General features: G+C 69.2%; 21 protein-coding genes and 6 pseudogenes. 12 read left to right on the top strand and 15 right to left on the bottom strand.

What is annotated here, in order from left to right:
* Positions 1–119: 119 nt before the first annotated feature.
* From CEB94_RS04475 to CEB94_RS04455, 5 genes are all read right to left on the bottom strand, one after another.
* A complete protein-coding gene (locus tag CEB94_RS04475) occupies positions 120–1,154 on the bottom strand; it encodes a zinc-dependent alcohol dehydrogenase (protein WP_175430914.1) in 1,035 nt (344 codons plus the stop codon).
* A 104-nt stretch (positions 1,155–1,258) separates the two neighbouring features.
* Entirely contained in the window at positions 1,259–2,266 is a 1,008-nt protein-coding gene (locus tag CEB94_RS04470) for a zinc-dependent alcohol dehydrogenase family protein (protein ID WP_175430913.1), read from the bottom strand.
* Entirely contained in the window at positions 2,263–3,144 is an 882-nt protein-coding gene (locus CEB94_RS04465; RefSeq protein ID WP_175430912.1) for a carbohydrate ABC transporter permease, read from the bottom strand. Before CEB94_RS04465 ends, CEB94_RS04470 begins: the two co-directional genes overlap by 4 nt.
* A complete protein-coding gene (locus tag CEB94_RS04460) occupies positions 3,141–4,100 on the bottom strand; it encodes a carbohydrate ABC transporter permease (RefSeq protein ID WP_175430911.1) in 960 nt (319 codons plus the stop codon). Before CEB94_RS04460 ends, CEB94_RS04465 begins: the two co-directional genes overlap by 4 nt.
* A 110-nt stretch (positions 4,101–4,210) precedes the next feature.
* Positions 4,211–5,581, bottom strand: coding sequence for an ABC transporter substrate-binding protein (locus CEB94_RS04455; RefSeq protein ID WP_175430910.1), 1,371 nt, complete (start codon positions 5,579–5,581; stop codon positions 4,211–4,213).
* A gap of 363 nt (positions 5,582–5,944) precedes the next feature.
* On the opposite strand from CEB94_RS04455, the gene CEB94_RS04450 reads away from it, so the two are divergent.
* From CEB94_RS04450 to CEB94_RS41645, 4 genes and pseudogenes are all read left to right on the top strand, one after another.
* Positions 5,945–6,679: a nucleoside/nucleotide kinase family protein gene (locus tag CEB94_RS04450; RefSeq protein WP_246111717.1), complete on the top strand. Its 735-nt coding sequence runs from the start codon at positions 5,945–5,947 to the stop codon at positions 6,677–6,679.
* A 157-nt stretch (positions 6,680–6,836) separates the two neighbouring features.
* Positions 6,837–7,040, top strand: a pseudogene (locus CEB94_RS42480) (glycoside hydrolase N-terminal domain-containing protein); the annotation flags it as partial.
* A gap of 13 nt (positions 7,041–7,053) precedes the next feature.
* Positions 7,054–7,320 (top strand): glycoside hydrolase N-terminal domain-containing protein, encoded by a 267-nt coding sequence (locus CEB94_RS42475; RefSeq protein ID WP_246111716.1) that lies wholly within the window; start codon positions 7,054–7,056, stop codon positions 7,318–7,320.
* A complete protein-coding gene (locus CEB94_RS41645; protein WP_175430908.1) occupies positions 7,268–8,938 on the top strand; it encodes a glycosyl hydrolase family 95 catalytic domain-containing protein in 1,671 nt (556 codons plus the stop codon). Before CEB94_RS42475 ends, CEB94_RS41645 begins: the two co-directional genes overlap by 53 nt.
* Here CEB94_RS41645 and CEB94_RS04435 read toward each other — a convergent pair.
* Positions 8,931–10,277, bottom strand: a complete 1,347-nt coding sequence (locus CEB94_RS04435; RefSeq protein WP_175430907.1) for an aldehyde dehydrogenase family protein — start codon at positions 10,275–10,277, stop codon at positions 8,931–8,933. The two genes, CEB94_RS41645 and CEB94_RS04435, sit on opposite strands and share 8 nt — an antisense overlap.
* Before the next feature lie 173 nt (positions 10,278–10,450).
* Here CEB94_RS04435 and CEB94_RS04430 point away from each other — a divergent pair, with 173 nt between their 5' ends.
* The gene (locus CEB94_RS04430) at positions 10,451–11,371 is read left to right on the top strand and encodes a helix-turn-helix domain-containing protein (protein ID WP_175430906.1); all 921 of its coding nucleotides are present in this window, start codon (positions 10,451–10,453) and stop codon (positions 11,369–11,371) included.
* Positions 11,372–11,619: 248 nt separating this feature from the next.
* Here CEB94_RS04430 and CEB94_RS04425 read toward each other — a convergent pair whose 3' ends face one another.
* Positions 11,620–12,228 (bottom strand): TetR/AcrR family transcriptional regulator, encoded by a 609-nt coding sequence (locus tag CEB94_RS04425; RefSeq protein WP_175430905.1) that lies wholly within the window; start codon positions 12,226–12,228, stop codon positions 11,620–11,622.
* An 88-nt stretch (positions 12,229–12,316) separates the two neighbouring features.
* On the opposite strand from CEB94_RS04425, the gene CEB94_RS04420 reads away from it, so the two are divergent.
* Complete coding sequence (locus tag CEB94_RS04420; protein WP_175430904.1) at positions 12,317–13,036, top strand: SDR family NAD(P)-dependent oxidoreductase; 720 nt, start codon at positions 12,317–12,319, stop codon at positions 13,034–13,036.
* A 135-nt stretch (positions 13,037–13,171) separates the two neighbouring features.
* Here CEB94_RS04420 and CEB94_RS41640 read toward each other — a convergent pair.
* Positions 13,172–13,381 (bottom strand): annotated as a pseudogene (locus tag CEB94_RS41640) (transposase); the annotation flags it as partial.
* 145 nt (positions 13,382–13,526) lie between these two features.
* On the opposite strand from CEB94_RS41640, the gene CEB94_RS04410 reads away from it, so the two are divergent.
* Entirely contained in the window at positions 13,527–13,976 is a 450-nt protein-coding gene (locus CEB94_RS04410; protein WP_218945892.1) for a hypothetical protein, read from the top strand.
* A 134-nt stretch (positions 13,977–14,110) separates the two neighbouring features.
* Here CEB94_RS04410 and CEB94_RS04405 read toward each other — a convergent pair whose 3' ends face one another.
* The 5 genes from CEB94_RS04405 to CEB94_RS04385 form a co-directional block, all read right to left on the bottom strand.
* Positions 14,111–14,554 (bottom strand): DDE-type integrase/transposase/recombinase, encoded by a 444-nt coding sequence (locus tag CEB94_RS04405; RefSeq protein WP_175430903.1) that lies wholly within the window; start codon positions 14,552–14,554, stop codon positions 14,111–14,113.
* 478 nt (positions 14,555–15,032) lie between these two features.
* A complete protein-coding gene (locus tag CEB94_RS04400) occupies positions 15,033–15,995 on the bottom strand; it encodes a sugar phosphate isomerase/epimerase family protein (protein ID WP_175430902.1) in 963 nt (320 codons plus the stop codon).
* A gap of 74 nt (positions 15,996–16,069) precedes the next feature.
* Positions 16,070–17,089: a Gfo/Idh/MocA family protein gene (locus CEB94_RS04395; protein WP_175430901.1), complete on the bottom strand. Its 1,020-nt coding sequence runs from the start codon at positions 17,087–17,089 to the stop codon at positions 16,070–16,072.
* A gap of 95 nt (positions 17,090–17,184) precedes the next feature.
* On the bottom strand, positions 17,185–18,204 hold the full coding sequence (locus CEB94_RS04390; RefSeq protein ID WP_175430900.1) for a sugar ABC transporter substrate-binding protein: 1,020 nt from the start codon (positions 18,202–18,204) through the stop codon (positions 17,185–17,187).
* Positions 18,205–18,324: 120 nt separating this feature from the next.
* Positions 18,325–19,107 carry a TIM barrel protein gene (locus CEB94_RS04385; protein WP_175430899.1) on the bottom strand — a complete coding sequence of 261 codons (783 nt, stop codon included), beginning with the start codon at positions 19,105–19,107 and terminating at the stop codon, positions 18,325–18,327.
* 181 nt (positions 19,108–19,288) lie between these two features.
* Between CEB94_RS04385 and CEB94_RS04380 the strand changes: the two genes are divergently transcribed.
* On the top strand, positions 19,289–20,323 hold the full coding sequence (locus tag CEB94_RS04380; protein WP_175430898.1) for a LacI family DNA-binding transcriptional regulator: 1,035 nt from the start codon (positions 19,289–19,291) through the stop codon (positions 20,321–20,323).
* A gap of 483 nt (positions 20,324–20,806) precedes the next feature.
* Here the strand turns inward: CEB94_RS04380 and CEB94_RS40690 are convergent, their stop codons facing one another.
* Together CEB94_RS40690 and CEB94_RS40685 are read right to left on the bottom strand one after the other, a co-directional pair.
* On the bottom strand, positions 20,807–22,063 hold the full coding sequence (locus CEB94_RS40690; RefSeq protein ID WP_246111715.1) for a hypothetical protein: 1,257 nt from the start codon (positions 22,061–22,063) through the stop codon (positions 20,807–20,809).
* A gap of 59 nt (positions 22,064–22,122) precedes the next feature.
* Positions 22,123–22,335 (bottom strand): annotated as a pseudogene (locus CEB94_RS40685) (DnaB-like helicase N-terminal domain-containing protein); the annotation flags it as partial.
* 5 nt (positions 22,336–22,340) lie between these two features.
* Between CEB94_RS40685 and CEB94_RS42470 the strand changes: the two are divergent.
* The 4 genes and pseudogenes from CEB94_RS42470 to CEB94_RS04365 all read left to right on the top strand — a co-directional run.
* Entirely contained in the window at positions 22,341–22,625 is a 285-nt protein-coding gene (locus CEB94_RS42470) for a hypothetical protein (protein ID WP_484422085.1), read from the top strand.
* Positions 22,622–22,771, top strand: a pseudogene (locus tag CEB94_RS42170) (SPDY domain-containing protein); the annotation flags it as partial. The gene CEB94_RS42470 and the pseudogene CEB94_RS42170, both read left to right, overlap by 4 nt.
* Before the next feature lie 87 nt (positions 22,772–22,858).
* A pseudogene (locus CEB94_RS40680) lies at positions 22,859–23,017 on the top strand (IS5/IS1182 family transposase); the annotation flags it as partial.
* A pseudogene (locus tag CEB94_RS04365) lies at positions 22,991–23,272 on the top strand (GntR family transcriptional regulator); the annotation flags it as partial. The pseudogenes CEB94_RS40680 and CEB94_RS04365, both read left to right, overlap by 27 nt.
* Positions 23,273–23,298 lie beyond the last annotated feature (26 nt).

Genomic DNA, 23,298 nt, shown 5'->3' with positions numbered 1-23,298 from the left:
GGCGGCGCCGCGAGGTTTCGACCTCGAAGTCTCGCACACGGGTGGGGAGGAGCCGGGAGGCGTCGCCTGCCGACGCCTCCCGGCTTCCGCCCGGCCCGGTCGGCCGCTCTCAGCGGCCACTAGGGCGCTTCCACGGTGACCAGCACCTTGACGTGTTCCGGGGCCAGGGAGGCGGCGAAGGCCTTGGCCGCCTCCTCCAGGGGGAACGTGGCGGTGACGATCTCGTCGGTGTCGACGGCGCCCGAGGCGATCAGGGCGATGGCGGTGCGGTAGTCGTCGGCCGTGTACATCAGCGTGCCCTCGACGCTGATCTCGCGGTCCTGGATCAGGTCGAGGCGTACGGGGGTGGTTCCGGCGGCGCCGACGCCGACGACGATGATCCGGCCGCCCTTGGTGACCAGGTCGGTGGCCTGGGCCATGGACTGCTCGCGGGCCACGCAGTCGAAGACCACGTCGACCGGTGCGCCGAGCGCCTGGCGGGCCTGCTCGGTGAGGTCGGCGGCGTCGGCGGGCAGAGCGGCGTCGGCGCCGAGGCGCAGTGCGCGCTCCCGCTTGCCCGGCAGCAGGTCCGTGACGGCGATCGCGGCGGCCCCCGCGTGCCGGGCGGCGGCGAGCACGAGCAGACCGATGGGCCCGGCGCCGAGGACGACGACCGCACGTCCGGTGAGGTCACCGGCCTTGGCCACGGCGTGCACCGGGGTGGCCAGCGGTTCGACGAGAGCGGCCTCGAGGTCGGTCATGCCGGCGGGGACGCGGTGGACGCGGTCGGCGGGGATGGTGAACAGATCCGTCATGGCGCCGGGGGTCTGGCAGCCGAAGACCGTCAGTTCCTGGCAGATGTTGTATCGGCCGGTACGGCACTGGGGGCACCGCCCGCAGAAGAGGTTCGGCTCGACGATCACCCGGTCGCCCGGGGCGAACCCGTCGACGCCCGGGCCTGTGGCGGCGACGACGCCGACCGCCTCGTGTCCGGGGTGGTAGGGCAGGGGCATGAACGGGTGGTGGCCCTGGGCGGCGTGGGTGTCGGAGCCGCAGACGCCCACCACGGCGGTGCGGACGAGGAGTTCGCCCTCGTCGGCGGTCGGCGCGGGGATGTGCTCCACGGTGATGTCGTCGATCGACCGGACGAGGACGCGGCGGATCTGCTGGGGCATGGGGGTGGTGCTCCGTTTCGTGGCGGTCGGGCGGCGCCGGCGGGGTGGGCGGTCGACGCGTGGCTCGACGGGTGGGGGAGACGTGCAGGGATGTGCCGTGGGTCCTACGTGTCCCCGAGTCCGGGCTGGATCTGGATCTTGCGGCCGGTGCCTGCCTGGAAGCGGGCGATCGCGTCCGGGAACGCCGCCAGCGGGAGGCGGTCGCTGATGAAGACGTCCGGGTCGATGACGCCGGTGGCGAAGAGGTCAGCGGCGCGCTCGAAGCTGTGCAGGACGGCCATCGAGCCGGTGATCGTGATCTCCTGGTTGTAGATCCGGTACGGCTCGATGGTGGCGCGGGCGGCGTAGTCGGCCACACCGAACTGCAGGTAGGTGCCGCCCTTGCCGACCCGGCCGAGGGCGTCCTGAATGGCCTTGGCGTTGCCGGTGGCGTCGACGACCAGATCCCAGCCGTACTTCGGCGGACGGAGCTCGTCGGCCGACGCGGCGCTCGCGGAGCAGCCCAACTGCCGTGCCGTTGCCAGTCGTTCGGCGTTGACGTCGACGACGTCGACGCTCGCGGCACCGGTGGCCTTGGCGAGCTGGAGCATCATCAGGCCCATGGTTCCGGCGCCGTAGACGAGTACGCGGGAGGCGAGGCGGCTGCGCAGCACGTCGTAGCCGCGTACGGCGCAGGACAGGGGCTCGATCAGGGCTGCGTCCTCGGTCCGTACGTTCTCGGGCAGGACCGCGCAGTTGGCGACCGGGGCGGCCACGAACTCGGCGGCGGCGCCCGGGTTGGTGACTCCGATCGCGGCCCACCGCTCGCAGAGGTTGTTCTGGCCGATGCGGCAGTAGTGGCATTCGAAGCAGTACAGCGACGGGTCCACCGCGACCCGGGTTCCGACGGCGAGTTCGGTGACGGCGGAGCCGAGAGCGACGATCTCACCGGCGAACTCGTGGCCGGGGATGACGGGCAGCTTCGGCGCGAACTCCCCTTGGAGGATGTGCAGGTCGGTGCCGCACAGTCCGCAGGCCGACACCTCTACGACGACCTCCCGCGGGCCAGGGGCGGGATCGTCGACGGTGGTGATCTCCATGCTTCCGGGCTGGGTGATGACGGCAGCTCTCACTTCACGGCTCCCAGGGAAAGGCCGCGGACCAGTTTGTCCTGGGCAGCGAACCCGGCGATGAGGACCGGCAGCGACACCAGCGTGGCCGCCGCGCACAGCCTGGCCAGGAAAAGGCCCTCGTTGGTGATGAAGCCGACGAGGAAGACCGGCGCGGTGGAGGCCTGCGTCGCGGTGAGGTTGACCGCGAACATGAACTCGTTCCAGCTGAAGATGAAGCAGATCAGCGAGGTGGCGGCGAGACCGGGCATGGCGATCGGTGCGACGACCCGCCACAGCACGGTAAACAGGTTGGCCCCGTCGACCTCGGCCGCCTCCAGGATCTCTTTGGGGACCTCGGCGAGGAACGAGCGCATCATCCACACCGCGATCGGGAGGTTCATGGCGGTGTAGAGGACGATCAGCGTCCACACGTTGTCCAGCATCCCGACGTCCTTGACGATCAGGTACACCGGCAGCAGGGCCGCGATGGCCGGGAGGAACTTCGTGGACAGGAAGAAGAACATCACGTCGGTCCACTTCTCGACCGGCTTGATGGACAGCGCGTAGGCCGTCGGCACCGCCAGAACGAGCACCAGCAGTGTCGAAATGACGCTGGCCATGGCCGAGTTCAGGAGGAAGGGGGTGATGTCCCGGCTGAACAGCAGCTTGTACTGGTCAAAGGTGAGGGGAGCGAAGGGAGTCGGCGGGTTGGTGGCCGCGTCCGCCTCCTTGTGGAAGGAGGTGAGAACCATCCATGCCACCGGCGCGAAGAACGCCAGGGTGGCGAGCCAGGCGACGAAGGTCCACAGGGGTGACAGGCGCGGTGAGCTGGGGTCGTCCTTGTCACGCAGGAGCTTCTTGAACCTGGCCCCCGGGGCGGCGACTGCTGCGTGGGTCATCGGGATACCTCCTCGCGGAACAGCGACGCGATGGTGCGCAGCGCGAAGGTCGCGATCACGATCGAGCCGAGGACGACGACGACGCCGGCGGCGGCCGCCTGGCCGTACTCGTACTTGCGGAACATGGTCAGGTAGATCTCGTAGGGCAGGTTGGTGGTCTGGGAGCCGGGGCCGCCCTGGGTGATGGTGTAGACGGCGTCGAAGGTCTGCACGACGTAGATCGTGCCGAGCAGGATGCCCAGCTCCAGGTACTGGCGCAGGTGCGGCAGGGTGATGTAGCGGAAGGTCGCCATGGCCCCCGCCCCGTCCATGCGGGCCGCCTCCAGCACGTCACCGGGCTGCGACTGCAGGCCGGCCAGCAGGATCAGCATCATGAACGGCGTCCACTGCCACACCAGCGAGACCACGACGGCGGGCATGGGGTAGGAGGAGATCCAGTCGACGGTGGGGCCATTGGAGGCGCCGAACAGCCGGTAGACGGCGTTGAGGGTGCCGTTGAGCAGGCCGTAGTCGGGGTTGTAGATGGCGTGCTTCCACAGCAGCGACGCGGCGACCGGCATGACGAGGAACGGGGCGATGAGCAGGGTACGCGCCAGTCCGCGGCCGATGAAGCGGCGGTCTAGCAGCATGGCCAGGCCAAGGCCCAGGAGCACGCTGATGAGCACCACCGACGCGGTGAGGACGACGGTGTTGAGCACCGCCGCGCGCAGCCGCTCGTCGGTGAAGACGAACGCGTAGTTGGACAGGCCGGTGAAGTGCCGGTCGCCCGGCCTGAGGATGTTCCACTGGAAGGTGGAGATCACGAGCGTGGCCACGAACGGCAGCTGCGTGACGACGATGGTGAAGATCAGCGCCGGCAGCAGCGGAATACGGCGCCGCCACTTGCTGACACCGGAGGGCGACCGGTGGCCGGCGGGCGGCGGTGCGGTCTTGGGGGGAGCGGTGAGTGTGGTCATGGGCCTTTCTCCGCCGGATGGGAAAACCTCCCAGACCCTTGGGGCACTGGGGAGACCGGACAGGGCAGCCAGGACTCGGCCGACCAGGGGACCGGCCGAGCGCTGAGGGGCTACTTCTGGTAGTTCTTGGCGACTTCCTCGGCGAGCTTCTGGCCGTCGTCGAGTGCCTTGTCCACGGTGGTCTTGCCGGCGATGGCGGCGGAGATCTCCTGGGTGACCTTGGTTCCCAGGTCTTGGAACTCGGGGATGGCCACGTACTGGATGCCGACCGTGGGGCGGGGCTGGACACCGGGGTTGGCCGGGTCGGCTCCCTCGATGGACTTCAGGGTGAGGTCACCGAACGAACCGGCCGCCTTCTGGTACTGCGGGATGTCGTACGTGCTGGCCCGCTTGCCGGCCGGGACACGTGCCCAGCCGAGCTTCTCGCCGACCAGCTGTTCATACTTCTTGCTGGAGGCCCACAGCATGAACTTCGAGGCGGCGTCCGCCTTCTTGGTGGTCTTGGGCATGGCCCACGCCCAGCTCCACAGCCAGCCGCTGCTCTTGGTCTCGACGGTCGGCGCGTAGGCGTAACCGACGTGGCCGGCGATCTTGCTGGAGGCGGGGTCTTCCAGTGATCCGGCCGCGCTGGTCGCGTCATACCACATCGCGACCTTCTTCTGGCTCATCGCGTTCAGGCACTCGGTGAAGCCGGCCTGTGCCGCTCCCGACTCGCCGTGCTTCTTGACCAGATCGACGTAGAAGTTGGTGGCTTTCTTGAACGCCGGGCTGTTGACCTGCGCCTTCCAGTCCTTGGTGAACCAGGTGCCGCCGAAGGTGTTGACCACGGAGGTCAGTGGGGCCCCGAGCTCGCCCCAGCCCGCCAGACCGCGCAGGCAGATGCCCTTCATGCCGGGCTCGGCGCCGTCGACCTTGGCCGCGATGTCGGCGATCTGCTGCCAGGTCGGCCGCTCGGGCACCGTGATGCCCTTCGCCTTCATGACGTCCTTGTTGTACATGAGGAAGGACGACTCGCCGTAGAACGGCAGGGCGTAGAGCTTGCCGTCCGACCCGGACAGCGACTGCACCATCGGCTTGAGCAGGTCGGCCTCGTCGAAGCTCTTGTCCTTGTCGGCGTACGAGCCCAGCTCGTGCAGCCAGCCACTCTTCTCCCAGACGGGCACCTCATAGGCGCCGATGGTCGCGACGTCGTACTGGCCCGCCTTGGTGGCGATGTCCTGGGTGACTTTGTCCCGCAGTTCGTTCTCGGGAAGGATCGTGAAGTTCACCTTGATGCCGGTGTCCTTGGTGAAGGTGTCCTTCGTGAGCTTCGCGATGTCTTCCATCTGCGGGTTTCCGACCATGAGCACGTTGATGCTCTTGGCGCCGCTGTCACTGCCGCCGCCTCCGGCCCCGGCACATCCGGTGGCAAGGACGGCGAGTGCGGCAACGCCCGTGACGAGTGTGTATCTGGTCGACGGCATGGCTGAGGGTCCTCTCATCGAGGGAGTGGTGGGGTGGTGGCTCTTGGCCGGATCTGCGGGGGAGGAGGAGAGAGAGCAGTCACGAGGCTCTTGCGTGGGGTGAGGCCGGTGTCGGTCGACGGTCAGACCGACGACGGCACCCGTAAGGGAGTGACCGTGCGGGAGCGGCGGGGGAGGCCTGCGGAACAGGGAGAGCGCATGGGGAGACCGTCCTCGGGGAGGCCGGCGCGAATGCCGGTGGAGAGCATTGTTAGCAGAGGTTGTCCGCTGTGTTAACACATCTTGCGAGATATTTTTCCTGACCCTATGGTTGGGCCGCTCTGACGGAGGCGCAGCGCAAGGACGGTCCGCGTCTGCGTTGCCCCTGGTCCCGGAGGCCGAATGATGTCTGCTGCCCACCAAAGCCCTGCCGACGCGGCGCCCTCGCCGGGTCTCCGCGCCGGCGAAGCCGCGGTTTCCGCCGAGCCCGGTTCCCCGCCCGTCGTCGTCCGTGCATCCATCGCCCAACTCGCCGAGCGTGCCCGCGCCCTCGCCGGCCGGGGTGAGCGGCGGATCCTTGGCATCACCGGCGCCCCGGGGGCGGGTAAGTCGACCCTGGCCAGGCACCTGGTCGAGGCACTGGGGCCGGAGACCGCCGCTCTGGTGCCGATGGACGGCTTCCATCTGTCCGACACCGTGCTCCGCGCCCTGGGCCGCCGCGACCGCAAGGGCGCCTGGGATACCTTCGACGCCGACGGCTACGTTCACCTGATCCAGCGGCTCCGCTCCCGTGCCGAACCGGTCGTGTACGCACCCGACTTCGACCGCGGCATCGAGGAGTCCGTCGGCTCCGCCCTGCCGGTGCCACGTGCGATCCCCCTGATCATCACTGAGGGCAACTACCTGCTGTCGGACGAGGGTTCATGGCCCCGAGCCGCCGCACTTCTCGACGAGACCTGGTACCTCGCCACCGACGACGACCTCAGACGGCAACGCCTCGTGGCCCGCCACGAGGAGCACGGCAAGCCGCACGACCTGGCCGTCGCCTGGACCTACGGGAGCGACGAGACCAACGCCGAGGTGGTGGCTCTCGGCCGCTCCCGCGCCGACGTCGTCGTCACGATCCAGCCGGCTTGAGGCGGGTGGACGTCAGCGCGGATCAGGTCACGGAGCAGCATGATCGCACCATGCGCCACCCGACAGGCTCCCCACCAGCACCTCAGGATGAAACGATCTCCCTGGACCCGTCCGCCTCTGTTGGATCCTCCCGGCACGAGTGCGCCGCCAGGGAAGGATGCCGATGTACGCCATGAACCGCGCGCTGACGCTGAGCTACACGCGACCGGCCGCGGACTGGGCGGAGGCGCTGCCTGTCGGGAACGGCCGGCTCGGCGCCATGGTCCGCGGTGGGCTCCCGGTCGAGCGCATCCACCTGAACGAGGACACGTTCTGGTCCGGCCCCGGTGACACCGCCGTGCCCCGGGTTCCGGCCGGTCTCCTGGAGAGCGTGCGTGAGCACATCCGCGCCGGCCGCCACGTCGATGCAGGCCGGGAGCTGGGCCACCCAGGGCGCGGACGCGGAGGCGTTCCAGCCTGTCGGCGAGCTGGAGCTGGAATTCGTCGGATCAGCGGCGGACGCGGCAACGTATCGCCGCTCCCTGGACCTGCGCGACGGGGTCGCGCGGGTGGAACGGACCGCCGCAGGACACCTTCTGCGGCAGGAGGGTGCTCGCCTCCGCCGGGCACCAGGTGATCGCGGTGCGGCTGGAGACCGATGACCCGGCGGGCTTCGGGGTGGACCTGAGGCTGTCCACTCCGCAGCGCCGCGCCGAGATCCGCCCCGAGGGGGACGGGCTGGCGCTGTTGCTGGCCGCCCCTCGCCATGTAGTGCCCTGGCCCCGCCAGGACGGCGTCACCTTTGAGGACGACCAGGTGCGTTCGATGCGGGCCGCGGCACTGCTGCGGGTGTCCGTCGAGGGCGATGCGGCGAGCGTCGAGACCAGGGATGCGGCCGGGCCTGGGGCCGGGGGAGTATCCGCACCGGTGCTTGCGGTACGCGGCGCGGCAGCGGTGACGGTGTACATCGCGATCCGCACCGGCTTCGCCGGATGGAACGCCCCGCCGAGTCGGGAGGCCGAGGAGTGCCTGCGGGACGCGGCGGCGGACCTCGCCGTCGCCGTCGCGCTCGGCTGGCCCGCTCTGCGCGCCCGTCATCTCACCGAACACCGCGCCCTGATGGACCGGGTCAGCCTGCGGCTGGGCACGGCCGACGGCCCGTCGGACCTGTCGGCCCTCGCGACCGACCAGCGGCTGACCCGCCGCGCCGACGGCGCCCCCGACGAGGACCTGTGCGTGCTGGCCTTCGCCTTGGGCCGCTACCTGCTGGCCGCCTCCTCCCGTCCGGGCACTCAGGCGGCCAACCTCCAGGGCATCTGGAACGACCGGATCGCGCCGCCCTGGAACTGCCAGTACACGACGAACATCAACGTCGAGATGAACTACTGGCCTGCGGAGACCACCGCCCTGCCCGAGTGCCATGAGCCGCTCCTGGACCTGGTGGCCGACCTGGCCGAGGCCGGCCGCGCTGCGGCCCGGGGCCTGTACGGGGCGCGCGGCTGGACCTGCCATCACAACACCGACCTGTGGGGGATCGCGGTGCCGGTCGGCAAGGGCCTGGGCGAGCCGAAGTGGGCACAGTGGCCGATGGCCGGGGCCTGGCTCTCGATGCACCTGGCCGAGCGCTGGCGCTTCGGGCGCGAGGTGGACTTCCTGGCGCGGACCGCCTTCCCGGTGTGCGTGGACGCGGCCCGGTTCGTCCTGGACCTGTTGGTGGAGGACGCGCACGGATACCTGGTCCCGTCCCCGTCGACCAGCCCGGAGAACGACTTCCTGACCGGCGAGGGGCCGGCCGGCGTGGTGGCCGGCAGCACGGCCGATGTGACGCTGGCCCGCGAACTCTTCGATTTCGTGCTGGAGGCCGACCGCGAACTGGAGGCCGCCGGCACCACCCGCACCGACCCGGACGCCGCGGCGGTCGAGGAGGTCCGCAAGGCCAGCTCACGCCTGGCGCCCCTGCGCGCAGGGACGGACGGCCGGATACCGGAGTGGCCGGGCGAACCGGAGGAGACCGAGCCCCACCACCGTCACCTCTCCCACCTGATCGGTCTCTACCCCGGCCGATCCCTGGACAGCCCCGCACTGCGGGAGGCGGCCCACCGGTCGCTGGAGGGGCGGGGCGAAGGCGGGACCGGCTGGTCGATCGCGTGGAAGATCGGCCTGTGGGCCCGCCTGGGAGACGGCGCGTCGGCGTACCGAAGGTCTGCGACGCAGGGGGTCCACGCTGTCCCGGTGGATCGGGGTGTGGGTGGTGCAGGCAGAAGGCGCGAGGCTAGCTGAGCGGGACGTCCGCGACACCCTTGAGGTGGCTGAACGTCTCGAGGGAGTACCGACCGTGGTATCGGCCCATGCCGCTTTCTCCGACGCCGCCGAAAGGCAGGCCGGGCATGAGCAGTTGCATCACCGGCTGGCCCCAGGCGACGCCGCCGGAGGACGTCTCATTCAAGAGGCGCGACTTGGTGGCCTCGGACTCGGTGAAGGCGTAGAGCGCGAGGGGCTTGTCGCGCTCGTTGATGAAGGCGATGGCGGCATCGAGGTCTTCGACTTCGACGACGGCGAGGATCGGACCGAAGATCTCCTCCTGCATGACCGGCGATGCGGGGTCGACATCGGTGAGCACGGTCGGTGCGATGAACAGGTCGTCACGGTCGTGCTGGCCTCCCACCGCCGCCCGGCCGGAATCCAGCAGACGCGTGAGCCGGTCGAAGTGCCGCTCGTTGATGATCCGGCCGAAGTCGGCCGCGGTCTGCGGGCTGGTGCCGAACCGGGCTTCGACCGCCGCACGCAGGGCGGGAACCAGTGCGGCAGCGGTGGCAGGATCGGCCAGAACATAGTCCGGGGCTATGCACTGCTGCCCCGCGTTGCCGAACTTGCCGCCGACCAGCCGCTTCGCGGTCTCCTCCACATCGGCGTCGGGCGCCACGAAGACCGGCGACTTGCCTCCGAGTTCGAGCGTGACGGTGGTGAGGTTCTTGGCGGCCGCGGCCATGACGATCCGGCCGACCGTGCCATTGCCGGTGTAGAAGATGTGGTCGAAACGCTGTGCCAGGAGGGCCGTGGTCTCCTCGGCGCCCCCCTCGACCACGGTGAGCACGTCGGCGTCGAAGTAATCACGCAGCAGGCGTGAAGCGACCGCCGATGTGTGCACCGAGATCTCGCTCGGCTTGGCCACCACGGTGTTCCCGGCGGCCAGTGCGCCGATGATGGGGTCGATGAGAAGGTGCAGCGGGAAATTCCACGGAGCGATCACCAGGACGACCCCGAGCGGGTCGTACGTGGTGTAGGCCGTGGTCGTGGGACCGAAGTGGGTGGGAACCTCCACCGGGCGAGGCTGAAGCCAGCTCTCGAGATTCGCCAGCGTCTCGTCGATGTCGGCGACGGTGAAGTCGATCTCCTGCGTCTTCGCCTCGGCGGGGTTCTTCCTCAGGTCCGCCCGGAGCGCTTCGATCAGCTCCTGCTCGTTTTCGACCAGCAGTGCCCGTAGCCGCTGCAGCTGGTTGACGCGCCAGTCCAGTCCGCGGGTGACGCCGGTGTTGAACGTCGTACGAAGGCGGCCGACCACCTCCGCGGCCGTTTCGCTCTGACGCGTCCTCGACTCGGTCCCCTGTGTTGCGGTCATGGGGTGTACTCCGTTCTTGATGCAAGCCACGCCCCGGCTGCCTTCCAGCCGGGCACAGTGGCCAGCGTGCTGGACGATCCGGTATTCACCCAGGTCACGGCTTTGTGTACATCCGCTGTGCCTACCACTGGCTGGGGCAGGCTCGTGTGCGTCCGACCGGAGATACTCGAGGCATGGACGAATATCCCGAACCGGTGCACGATCCCGCCGACGGCGCTCTGGACCCGCGTGCCGAGCTGAGTGAGTTCTTGCGCACCCGGCGGGCCCGGCTGAAGCCGGAGGACGTGGGCCTGCCGGACTTCGGGCGGCACCGGCGGGTGCCGGGGCTGCGCCGCGAGGAGCTGGCGCAGCTGGCCGGGGTGTCGGTGGGGTACTACACGCGGCTGGAGCAGGGCAACGGGCGGCACGTGTCGGCGGAGGTCCTCGACGCCATCGCCCGCGCGCTCAGGCTGAGCGACGCCGAGCACGCCCACCTCACACACCTGGCGAAGCCGAAACAGAAGAAGAAGCCGGCGGGCCGCACCCAGCGGGTGCGGGGCTCCCTGCGGACGCTGCTGGACACCATGGAAGGCGGCCCGGCGATCCTCGTGGGGCGGCGGGGGGACATCCTCGCCTGGAACCGGATGGCCGCGGCGGTCTTCGGCGACTGGGCCGAGCTGCCCGCGCAGGAGCGGAACTGGGCGCGGCTGGTGTTCCTCAGGCCCGAGTACCGCGACTTGTTCGTGGACTGGGAGCACAAAGCGAACGACGTCGTCTCTCAGCTGCGCATGGACGCCGGCTCCCATCCCAACGACCCCCGGCTGTCCGCGCTGGTGGGCGAACTCTCCGTGAAGAGCGAGGAGTTCCGGCGGCTGTGGGCCGCCCACGACGTCAAGGACAAGTGCCACGGCATCCAGCGCCTGCACCATCCGCTCGTCGGCGAACTCGATCTGCGCCTCGAGTCGTTCCACCTGGCCGACGACCACGAACAGACGCTGGCGACCTACCACGCCGAACCCGGTTCCCCGTCGGCGGAGGCACTACGACTGCTGGCCAGCTGGGGCACCGACGCGACAAGGGCGGGAGCCGGGATGCCGCCGGCACGCACGGCTTGATGAACAGTTGATCATCGGTAGTTGGCTGCGCGCCACGCCCAGCGTCCCGTCGCCCTTGCCGCCCCCGGAGCCCTCGACCCCGGCACGCGCCGTCTCGCCGGCCCCCGTCGAAGCGTCGGCATCCCGCGCACCCTCGGAACCGCCCACTACCGCCGCACCCGCAGTTCCTCCGCCGGTCGCGCCAGTCACACCGGCCTCGCGCGAACCACGGAAAACCGAAATTCGTGCGCAGATCCCGGGCTGACTGACTACGGCTTTGGCCAGCTGCCCAACGCGAGGTTCGCGACTTGCAGCAGCTCAGGGCGGGAACTACCACTCGCGGCCTGGACGGCAATCCCATTGGCGACTGTTCTCAGGTAGAGCGCGAGAAGATGAGGATCTGTGGAAGGCGGAAGGTCACCGGCGTCCACCGCCTGTTGAAACCGGCGCGTCAAGTGGGCCATCCCGTCCTCACGCCATGCGATGAGTGCGTCTCGGACTGGGCGGCTGTCATCCCCGGTAGCCAACGCACCATGCACGCCAAGACAGCCCGTGGGGAATCCCGGCATGGTTGCCGCCTCGACCGTCCCGTGGAGCACGGCAGTAGCCACTGCTGCACTTGTGGGCTCGGCCAGAGCTCGGGCGAAGTAGGCGGTCAAGCCCTCGGTGTAGCGCTCCAGCGCCTTGTAGAAGAGGTCTTCTTTGCTGCCGAACGCCCTGTACAGGCTGGGGCGGCTGATACCCATCGCCTCGGTGAGGTCGTCAAGGCTGGCACCCTCGAAACCCTTTGACCAGAACACCAGGACTGCATGATCGAGTGCCTCGTCGATGTCGAACGCGCGAGGCCTGCCAGGAGGGACCGGTGTCGTCGAGGTCATTTCTTCATCCTACTCCTTCGGTACCGATCGGTACGGATGTGCTAGAGTATTTCGTACCAATCGGTACGCTATACGGAGAGGGGGCATCGTGTCACAGACCGTACTCATCACTGGCGGAACCTCAGGCATCGGCTTGAGCCTCGCGCAATCCATCGTGGAGCTCGGGGCGTCTGTCGTCGTTTGCGGACGTTCGCAGGCTGCGCTTGACCGATTCGCGCAGGCACACCCGCAGGCGCTGGCCGTGCGGGCCGATGTGACGGACGCAGCTGATCGGGCAGCGTTGCTGCAAGCAATCGCTGATCGCTTTGGGCGTCTGGACGTGTTGGTCAACAACGCCGGTACGTTCGAGGAACGAGACTATGCAGCCGGCAAGAACCCCAATGCGACTCTCGATGCCGAGGTGGCGTTGAACCTCACCGCCCCCATCCACTTGACGGGTGAAGTGCTCGAGCGATGGCCAGAGCCCGACGCGATCGTATTCATCACCTCAGGGTTCGCTTTGGTCTCGCCCACTCGCGCGCCTACCCACGGCGCGGTGAAGGCCGGCCTGCACGGCTTCGCGGACGGCTTGCGCCGTCAACTCGCCCCGCAGGGCACCCATGTCCTCGAGGTCCTCCCACCGTCTACGGACACGCCCATGAACGCCGAAGCCACGGGGAAGAAACTGACTCCCGAGCAGGTGGCGGCGGTCACGATGAAGGCTCTTCGGCGGGGGCGGAACATGGCATTCCCCGGTCAGACGAAAGTCATGCCCGCCATGCTGCGCATCGCGCCGGGCACACTGCGACGCGTCGTCGCCGAGCTCTGAACCCCATAGAAAACCCTTCCCCAGCAACACCTCACCGAGCGGGCCGAGTGGGCTCCCGTCTCCCGCGAAGCCGAAGGCAAGTAGCCGTTTCGACCTAGGGCCAATGCCGTGGCTCTGTTGGTGATCTTGCCGGGGTCAGCTGTGGGCGGTGCAGAGGGCGCGGAAGTGGCTTGGTGCCCGCCGGGGGCGGGTCGGTTCGGCGATCCAGTCGGCGATGCGGGTGACGTTGCAGACCAGTGCGGTCAGGACGTGCCCGATGTGCGTTTTCGGCGGGCCTCGGTAGCGGGTTCGGCGCAGGCCGCAGGCGCGGACGTTCTGGGAGGGGGTGGCTTCGATCCCGGCGCGGACCGCGTACCGGCGTCATTGTTGATCAACGTACTTGAACTACCTGGGGGAGCCGTTCGACGCCGTCGTTGCGGACCAGGTCGAATTCCTGACCCGCCACCTCCTGAACAACTGACCGGCCCGTTCCGGATTGAAAGGATTCGCCATGTCCAAATTCCCCCTCCACCTGGTTCCTTCCCGCAGAGCGCTGACGACTGGGCGCTTCATCGTCGCGGCCACCCACTTGTTCACCCCGCGGCTGGCCGCGCGGGTTTTCCAGCTCACGGCTAGCGGTACCCCCGCGATCCCTTATTCGCGGATGTTCGCGATCCGCAACGCTGCTCTCGGGCTTGGACTGCAACGGATGGACGGTCTCACCCGGCCCCAGCAGCAGCAGTTTCTTGCGGTGAACATCGTCATGGACTCGGTCGATGCCGCCGCTTTCGTGGCCGCGGGCCTGCGGGGCGACGTCAGCCGTAAGTCGACCATGCTGTCCGCCGCCGTGGCTCTTTCTGCAGTTGTGGCCGGTACCACGGCCCTCATCGAGCACAAGCAAGCGGCCGCCCAAGAAACGGAGCCGACAGCGACGGCGCCATCGGACAGCGACTGGGAGTGACCGCACCGGCATGGCTCCGCAGCTGATCCACCGCACCGCCTCCATTGGCTGGAGGCCGCCGAGGACGGGTTGGCGGTCTCTGTCGAGTTCAGCATCAGTCCCGATGTCAATGCCCCGGTTTCGTGGAGACCTTCCTATGCAGCCAGCTCCTCGGTGAAGCCGGGCCGGTAGCCGTGTTCGTAGTCGATCGGGCTCTTCCAGCCGCACACGCTGTGTAGCCGACGTGCGTTGTAGAAGCCGGTGATCCACGTGGCGATCTTCAGCCGGGCCTCGGTACGGGTGGCGAAGGTGGGCCGGTGGATGTACTCGACCTTGAGCACGCTGTTGAACGCCTCGCTGACGGCATTGTCGAAACACGGCGTGACCCGGCCCACGGACTGGGTCACGCCGTGTTTCCAGCAGGTCTGGCGGAAGCGGCGGGAGGTGTACTCGCTGCCGCGATCACTATGGAAGATCACGCACTTGACGTCGCCGCCGCGGGTGGCAACGGCCATGTGCAGGGCGGCGACGAGCAGTTCGGCGTCGTGGAGTTCGCCCATCGCGTGGCCGAGCAGGCGGCGGCAGAACAGGTCGATCACGGTTGTAGCTAGAGCTTGCCCTCACCGGTGTCGATCTCGGTCATGTCGCCGCACCACACCTGGTCCGGTGCGTCGGCGGTGAAGTCCCGGCGCACGAAGTCCTGGGCGGCTGCCCGCCGTCCGGGCCTAGTCAGGCTGCGGCGCCGGCGGATCCCGCGACCTCTGCCAGGCCCTCGACCTGCCCATCGTCCCGAAGAACACCGAAGGCATCCGCTCCAAGCTGAAACGCCTGGTCACACGGGGCATCCTCACCGAACCCGAGCCCGGCCTGTTCGCTCAGCCCTGCCCCTGACCGTCCACTCGCCCCGCCGACCAGGGCTCCACCCAGGCCCAACCCCGAAACGGACATCAGCTCACATCCCGCACTCTCAGTTCCTCATGCTCGGCGGTGGTCAACCCGTCGTCCCGCTCGCCGCGGTCGACCTCGGCCTGGCGGACCCAGCCGCGCGGAACTTGTTTCCGTGCGGCTTCGGACGGCTCAGATCTCCTGGGGCTTGTAGGAGCTGGGGTCGCGCAGGATGACGCGGCGCAGGAGGTCGACGGTTTTGGTGACGCCCTCGACGGGGGCCACAAGAACGTCCTCGTGCTCGATGCTCAGGACGTCGTCGTAGCCGGCTCGGCGCAGGGCGAGGCAGAAAGCGCGCCAGAACGCGTCGTCGTGGCCGTAGCCGAGGGTGACGTAGTTCCAGGAGCGTTCCTTGGCGGCCATGACGGGCAGCGTCTCCAGCCTGCTGGTCAGCGCCTGGCGGGAGGGTTCCAGCCGGGTGTCCTTGGCGTGCACGTGGTAGATCGCCTCGCCCAGGGCCTCGATGGCGGCCAGCGGGTCGGCCCCCATCCACATCAGGTGACTGGGGTCGAAGTTGGCCCCGACCACGGGCCCTACCTCCTCGCGCAGGCGCAGGAGGGTGGGGACGTTGTAGACCGCCTGGTGGGCGTGCATCTCCAGAGCGAGTTTGGGTACGCCCCGGTCGCGGGAGTGGGCGACGAGGTCTCGCCAGTATGGGAGTACGACCTCGGACCATTGCCAGTCGAGGATCTGTGTGGTCTCCGGCGGCCAGGAGACCGTGATCCAGTTGGGGTTGGCGTCGCCCGGCCCGCCCGGCAGCCCGGACATCATCACCACGCGGTCGACGCCGAGGAGCGGGGCGAGAGCGATCGTCCTGCGCGCGACCTGGTCGTGCTCGCGGCCGCTGGGCCCGGGGTGCAGGGGGTTGCCTGAGCAGGTGAAGGCGCTGATCGTGAGCCCTCGGTCGGCGACCTTGGCCAGCAGTTCACGGCGCGCGCCGTCGCTGTCGAGAAGCCGGTCGATGTCGATGTGCGGGGCCGTGGACCAGGCGCCGGTGGCGAACTCCACGTGGTCCAGGCCGAGTTCGGCGGCCAGGTCCAGGGTCTCGTCGAGCGTGAGCTGCCCGACGCTGTCGGTGTTCAGACCGATCTTCATGTTGCGTCCCGTCTGCGGTGTGGTCGGGCGGGGAGCGGTCGTTCCCCGCTGGTTCGGTGTGCCGGCGGTGGGGGTCAGATGTAGAGGGCTGGGCGGTCGGCCAGTTCCACCTCGACGCGGCGGCCCTCGGTCTGGGCGTGGATGCCCGCCTCGCAGATCGCAGCCACGGCGTAGCCGTCCCAGGCGCTGGGGCCGGTGACCTCGCCGCGTCGGGTGGCGTCGACCCATGCCTGGACCTCGCGGTCGTACGCTTCCTCGAATCGCTCGACGAAGCCGGCGGTGACCGTGCCGCCCCAGCGTCCGCCGGTGCTGACGAGCATGTCGTGCCGGTCGCCGATGCGGGCGGTGCCGTGTTCGCACACCGCCTCGGTCTGGACCTGGTAGCCGTAGCGGGCGTTGACGTAGATCTCAACGTCGACCAGGGCACCGCCGTCGGTTTCGAAGACGACGAACTGGGGATCGGCCAGTCCTTCGGGCGCGTTGCCGGAGGGCCGCGGCCGCATGACGGTGACGGAGGTGATCTCCTGGCCGAGCAGCCAGCGGGTGACGTCCATCTCGTGGGTGACGGAGTCGTTGATGAGCATGGCGCTGGTGAAGTCCGGCGGACAGGACGGGTTGCGATGCCGGTTGTGCAGCATCAGCGGCCGGCCCAGTTCCCCGCTGTCCAGCAGCGCTTTGAGTTTGAGGTACTCGTGGTCGTAGCGGCGCATGAAGCCCACCTGCACGCGGCGGTGCCCGAGGCGTTGCTCGGCCTCCAGTACACGCAGGGCGGAGGCGGCGTCGGGGGTGAGGGGCTTTTCGCACAGGACGGGCAGGTCGTGCTCGAACGCGGTGAGCAGTGCCGCCTCGTGGGCGATGCCCGGGGAGGCGAGCACTACGGCGTCGACGTCGGGTGAGGCCATCGCTTCGGCGACGTCGCCGTAGGCCGCGCATCCGTCGATGTCGGCGGCGACCGTCTTGGCGCGATCGATGTCGACGTCGACGACGGCGGCCACATGGGCGCCGCTGGTCACCTCGCTGATCCGGCGTACGTGGTCGGCTCCCATGCGGCCGGCGCCGATCACGGCGACTCCGAGGGAGGTGCGGTAGGTCATGTCGTTCCTTGACTTGAGGGTGGGCGATGGCGGTGACGGTCAGCAGAGGGCCGGCCGAACCCACACGGGTCCGGCCGTGACCCGAGTCGTACGCGTCACCGTGTTCCCTTGGCCGCGAACGTGGCGACGGCGGCGACATTTGACTTGTCGACGAAGGCCGGGCCGGTCAGCACGGGCGCCACGCCACCGCCGCTGTAGTTGCCGTTGTTCTTGTAGAGCCAGAGGGAGTCGACCGCCAGGTAGCCCTGCAGGTAGGGCTGCTGGTCGACGGCGAACTGGATGCTGCCGTCCTGGATGGCCTTCACGAGTTCCTTGTTGAGGTCGAAGGTGGCGACCTTGGCCCTGCTGCCGCCGTCGGACACCGCCTGCGTGGCGGTCAGCGCGACCGGGGCGGCGAGGGTGACGACGTAGTCGATGGAAGGGTCCTGCTTGAGCTTGGCGGTGATGGTCGACTGCACGGACGGCATGTCGGCGCCGTTGACGAACAGGTTTTCCGTCGTGCCCGAGAAGCCCTTCTTGACGCCCGCGCAGCGTGCCTCGAGGGCGACCTGGCCCTGTTCCTGAATGACACAGGCGACCTTCTTGGCACCGAGGGAACTCAGCTTCTTGCCGACCGCCTCGCCTGCGACGGTCTCGTCCTGGCCGAAGTACTGGAGCAGGCCCTGCTTCTGCCAGTCGTCCACACCGGAGTTGAAGCCGACCACGGGTATACCGGCCCGCATTGCCTTGGCCACCGTTTCCTTCATGGCATCGGGCTTGGCGAGGGTGACGGCGATGCCGTCGACCTTCTGGTCGATCGCGTTCTGCACCAGGTTGGCCTGGTTGCCTCCGTTCGGGTCGGAGGAGTAGATCAGCTTGATGTTGTCCTTGGCGGCCGCGGCCTGGGCGCCCTTGCGGATGGTGTCCCAGAACGTGTCACCGGGGACGGCGTGGGTGATCATCGCGATGGTCATGCGGGGCGTGGTGGCCTTGCCGGCAGAGACGCCACCGGCGCTCTCCTCCGACTTCTTGCCGCCCGAGTTGCTGGAGCAGCCGGCGAGTGCCAGGACTGTACTGGCGGTCACGGCCACCAGGACGGTGAATCTGCGGGAGCGGGAGGAAAGCGAGCGGTTCATTTCGGCACCTCACTGTGCTGACTTGCGGGAAGGGGTGATCCACCGGCGGGACGCAAACACATCCCGTGGCGGTCGGGCGGGGAGCTACTGGGTGGCCTGCTGTGTGACTCGGGGTGGGGATCAGAGGGTGAACGCGGCGCGGAACCGCTCCATGGCGGTGTGACTGTCGCCGGAGGGCCATGCCTCCAGGGCGACCGTGCCGTCGTAGCCGAGGTCGGTAAGGGCGCGGGCGACGGCCGGATAGTTGATCTCTCCGGTGCCGGGTTCGCAGCGGCCGGGCACGTCGGCGACCTGGATCTCTCCGATCAGGCCGGCGCCGTGCGCGCGGCGGATCAGTTCGATGAGGTTTCCCTCGCCGATCTGGGCGTGGTACAGGTCCAGATTCATCCGCAGACCGGGCCGATCGACTGCCGCGACCAGGGAGAAGGTGTCGGCGGCCGTGGCGAACGGGACACCGGGGTGGTCGACGGCGGTGTTGAGGTTCTCCAAGGTGAAGGTGACGCCCGCGCTCTCACCCAGTTCGGCCAGGCGGGTGAGCGTGCGGTGGGCGGTGATCCACATCTCGCCGGTGGCCTCGCCGGTCACCGGCACCACGGGCAGGCCAGCGCCGTCCAGGCCGGTGCCGTGCAGGTTGAGCCGGGGGCAGCCGAGATGCTCGGGTGCCTTGATCGATTCCCCGGCTGTGCGCAGGAGTTCGGCTGCGCCGTCCGGGTCGGTCAGGGTGCCGCGGATGTAGCCGGTCATCGAGGAGAACTCGGCGGGGGTCTGGGCCAGTGCGTCCAGGTCGTGCCGGGTCCAGTCCCAGATCTCCACCTGGAAGCCGGCCTCGTGGATGCGCCGGGCCCGCTCCTCGATCGGCAGGTCGCGGTAGACCATCTCGGCACAGACCGCCAACGTGTACATCGCAGCTCCAGACTTATAACGTTCTAAGAGAACAGGAGCAGTACGCCAGGCGCCGGGCAGCCTGTCAAGGGTTTGTGCGGACATTTGATTTATAACGTTGTAAGAACGCTGACCAGTGCGTGTCCTGCTTGGACCGGTCTACGATCACCTCGCAGAAGACCCTCGATCAGGAAGGCCGACGGTGCCATCGCGCTCTGCCGTCCCGGACGGAAAGCGGCCGACGCTCAGCGACCTCGCGGCGCGGGCAGGTGTCTCCGTGCCGCTTGCCTCCATGGTCATGCGCGGTGCCAAGGGGCCCAGCGCGGCGAGTCGCGAGCGGGTGCTGCGGGCCGCGCGGGAGATCGGCTACCGGCCGGACAGCAGGGCCCGCCTTCTGCGCAGCAGCCGCTCGCACCTGGTGGGAGTGCAGTTCGACCTGCGACAGCCCTTCCACGCCGACATGGTTGAGGCGCTCTACGCCGCGGCGGGGGCGGCCGGCTATCAGATCGCACTCAGCGCCGTCGCCGCGAGCCGCAGCGAACAGGAGGCGGTGGAGACGCTGCTCGCCGACCGCTGCGAGGCACTGATCCTGCTCAGCCCCCATGCCCCGGCGGCCCGGCTGGCAGAATTCGCGGCGCAGCTGCCCGTCGTCTCCGTGGCCCGCCGGCTGCGCCCGCTCGTCGACGGCGTCGACGTCGTCCGCGCGGCCGACGACGAGGGCGCCCGACAAGCGGTCGACCACCTCGTGGCACTGGGCCACCGCGACATCGTCCACATCGACGGGGGCAGGGCGCCGGGCGCGACGGACCGGCGCCGCGGCTACAAGTCGGCCATGAAGCACCACGGCCTCACCGACCGCGTCCGCCTCGTGCCGGGCGGGCTGACCGAGGACCACGGCGCGGCAGCCGCCCGAACACTCCTCGCCGAGGCTGCCCGCCCCACCGCCGTCCTCGCCTTCAACGACCACTGCGCCATCGGCGTCCTCGACACCTTCCTGCGCGCACAGATCTCGGTGCCCGACGAGATCTCGGTCGTCGGCTTCGACGACAGCCACCTCGCCCGCCTCGCCCACGTCCAACTCACCACGGTCGGGCAAGAAGCCCGCCAGCTGGCGCGCCGGGCCGTGAGCCGGGCCGTCGCCCGGCTGGAGGGCGGGGCGAAGGACGACGAACGAGAAGTCGTCGTCACACCACACCTCGTCATACGAAGCACCACCAGGGCACCTTGCCGCTCCTGACCCGCGCTGCTCCACGTCGCGGCTCGATCTGGTCGAAGTTCCACCGCGCCCCCAAGGGACCACCCGCGGCTGCCCGCCGAGGAACCCGCCTCCATCCAGGCGGACGCGCAAGCCAAGGAGGCAGGCAAGCGGACGAACGCGAGCCGCTGCCGTGGATCGCGCCTTTCAGACACCGCACCACCTGGGGCATCAGGTGCCGTCGAATGTCTCTTCAGCAGCAATCACGGGAGCTCGTGCCTTTCCGGTGCGCTGTTGTCCGTACTGACCGCGGTCATGCGGTCCTCCACAGCGTGTGGTTCTGAAGCAGCTCTCCGTCGGCAGGCTCGCTCTCCGAGCCGCGTGCTGCTCAGGGGAACGTCAGCCTCGTCGGCCAGGAACTCGCCGTACTGGACATATCGTCCGCCGAGAGAAGCGGGAAGCCCCCGTACGGCGATGCGACAACCGCGAGTCCACCTGAGTCCCGCCGAGCGACCAAGGCAGTTCTCAGAGCATCCGGTTCGGGTGCGGTTGGGTTGGCAACACTCGAACGGGGGAGGTGGGCTGTGACAGTGCACCGCGCAGTTGTCGGTTCTCCACGGTCAGTTGGTTAACAGCGCGGACCAGGTGATCGACATCGGTCTGCAGCTGGGACAGCTCCTGTGCGTCCTTGGGCTCGGAGCTCCTTGAGTTTGACGACCTGTTGGCGCAGGCGGATCTCGGAGTCCGGCGTCTGCCCGCGCAGCCCTGACCTGCGCGTAGAAGTCGTTCTTGAGGTCCGGGTGACGCTGGGTGAGCGCGTTGCGCGGTAGCGGTGCCGTCCTGGAGGCTGATGCGGGTGCGGTGGTGGGCGACGGCGAGGTCGCGCAGCCGGGCAGCGTTGTTGCGCAGGCGCTCGCCCAGCGGGCCGGGCGCCTGGCCTCCCTGCTGGTCAAGCGCGGTGGCGCGGAGGCGGAGGCCGGTGGAGTGCTGGTCGGTGCGGGCGATGTTCTCGCAGACAGGGACGCACCGGTCGAGGCTGGGGGTGTCCTTGAGGCCGCGGTGGCACAGGGCCTTGTCGCGCTTGTAGACGCACATCAGCAGCGTGTGGGGATTGTCGTAGACGGCCAGGTGGGGGTTGGCGAGGATCTGTCGGGCCTGCCGTGCGGTGATGACGGTGCCGGTGTACTGGGGCGCGGTGGCGGCGGCCTTGATGGCCCGGCGGGCGGCGGGCCCGGAGATGCCGAGGCCGTCCTCGAGAGCGGCGTTCAGGTCGGCGACGGTGTCGATGGTGGCGCGGGCCGTCTCGACGTCGAGGAGGTCGTGGATGCCGTCCCGGCTGCGCGCGGCGTATCCGGCCGCTACGGAAGTCCGCAGATGGCCGTACTGAATCGCGAGCGCGACCAGGCCCCCGGGACGGCGGGCGATGTGCCAGGCCAGGCTCCTGCGGAACCGCTCGGTACCGATCCTGCCGTGCGGATCCGGCGGGATGACCTCGTGGACCAGTCCGCGGGCGGCTGCCTCGTGGTTGGCCCAGGTGATGAAGTCCTCCACCCGGGTGCCCAGGGTGTGCACGGTGAGGGAGCCGGTGCCGGCCCGGGTGCCGCGCAGGTCGTGGGCGTGGTGGTCGAACAGCAGCTGCCCTGGGGGAACCATGCGCTCCAGCACACGGATGGCGTTCACGACGGGGGCGATGGCCACCCAGGGAGCATCGCGGACCTGGCCCTCGGAGCGGTGGTTGCCGTCGTCGTCGCGGGCGGTCTTGTACACGGTGCTCGTGATCAAGTGCCGCCCCCTGCGCCCCGCGCTGTCCGGCTCCGGGTCGGGACAGCAGCCGCTGCGCAGCCCGGCCGCACGGTGTGGACGAGGCGTTCGGCGGCCGTCAGCAGGCGGCGGGCGTGCTCCGCCTCGACCATCCGGGCGTAGGCGGGGGCGTGGCTGGGCCAGGGGCAGACCTGGACGAGGGCGTGCAGGTAGGAGGCGGTCAGCCCGCGCGCCTGCTCCCGGCCCGCGGCGAGCACGCGGTCGAGCCACTTGGTGTTCTTCGCGTGCTCGGCCCGACCTGACCCCCACCCTCTCCCGCGCCGCCGCCATCGGCGTAATCTATCCCCGCACCTCCGGCACGCTCACCCACCTCAGTCACACAGGGCCTCGCCTGCCGTGGCTGGACCGTCTGCACTTCCAGCGCCGTCCCGGAGACCAGGTCGTCCTCCTACAGGACGGCGGCACCCTGTTCACCGCCCGAGCCGGCTTCTACATCGTCACGGGCCGCGACACCGCCGAGGTCACCGAGCGCCTCGACACCACCGCCGAGGAGATCACCGTCACCATGAGGGCGGATCGATGAGTCACCAGCCCGATCGGTGCCCCGACATCGATGGCGACGTCTACGTCTCCCCACGCCATCTCGCCTCCACCACCGGGACCGGTGACCCTGCCCTCGCCCCACTGCTCGACCTCGGCTGGGACCTGCGGTACGACGAGGACGCGTCCTCGCCCAAGCGCACTGCCGGCCGTACCCCGTACAGCACTCCCGCACCGCCAGCCACCCACGCTGGAACCCGCACCCGCTGAGCCCTCGCCCATCGCCGGTTTCTGATCTGGTCCAGAGCCGGCGTGTGGGGCCGTCTGCACGAGGCCGTCCTGCACCGGCTCGACGACGCGGGCCTGATCGATGTCTCCCGCGTCGTCCTCGATTCCGCCCACGTCAGGGCGCGCGAGGTCGCCGAGTCGCTGGGCGTCAACGTGCACACGGTTCTCCGCGGTTACCAACAACTGCGTCACCAGGGCCTGATCGAGCTGCGTCGTGGCCGGGGCGCGGTGATCAACGCGGCGCCCGACGTCGCGGACCAGGCCCGGCTCGCCGAGGCCGTGCACGGTCTCATTACCCAGGCGCGTAATCTCGGTTTCTCTGACCAGGAGTTGCTGGCCTTGGTTCACAACAGCCTGTCCGGCGCACCCGTCACCACGCCGCCACCCCGCCCCGGGCCCTGAACGGCTAGCCGGTGCTCCTTCCGCGA

This window comes from Streptomyces hawaiiensis (assembly GCF_004803895.1).
GTDB classification, from domain to species: domain Bacteria; phylum Actinomycetota; class Actinomycetes; order Streptomycetales; family Streptomycetaceae; genus Streptomyces; species Streptomyces hawaiiensis.
This window is presented reverse-complemented; position numbering and strand designations above follow the sequence as displayed.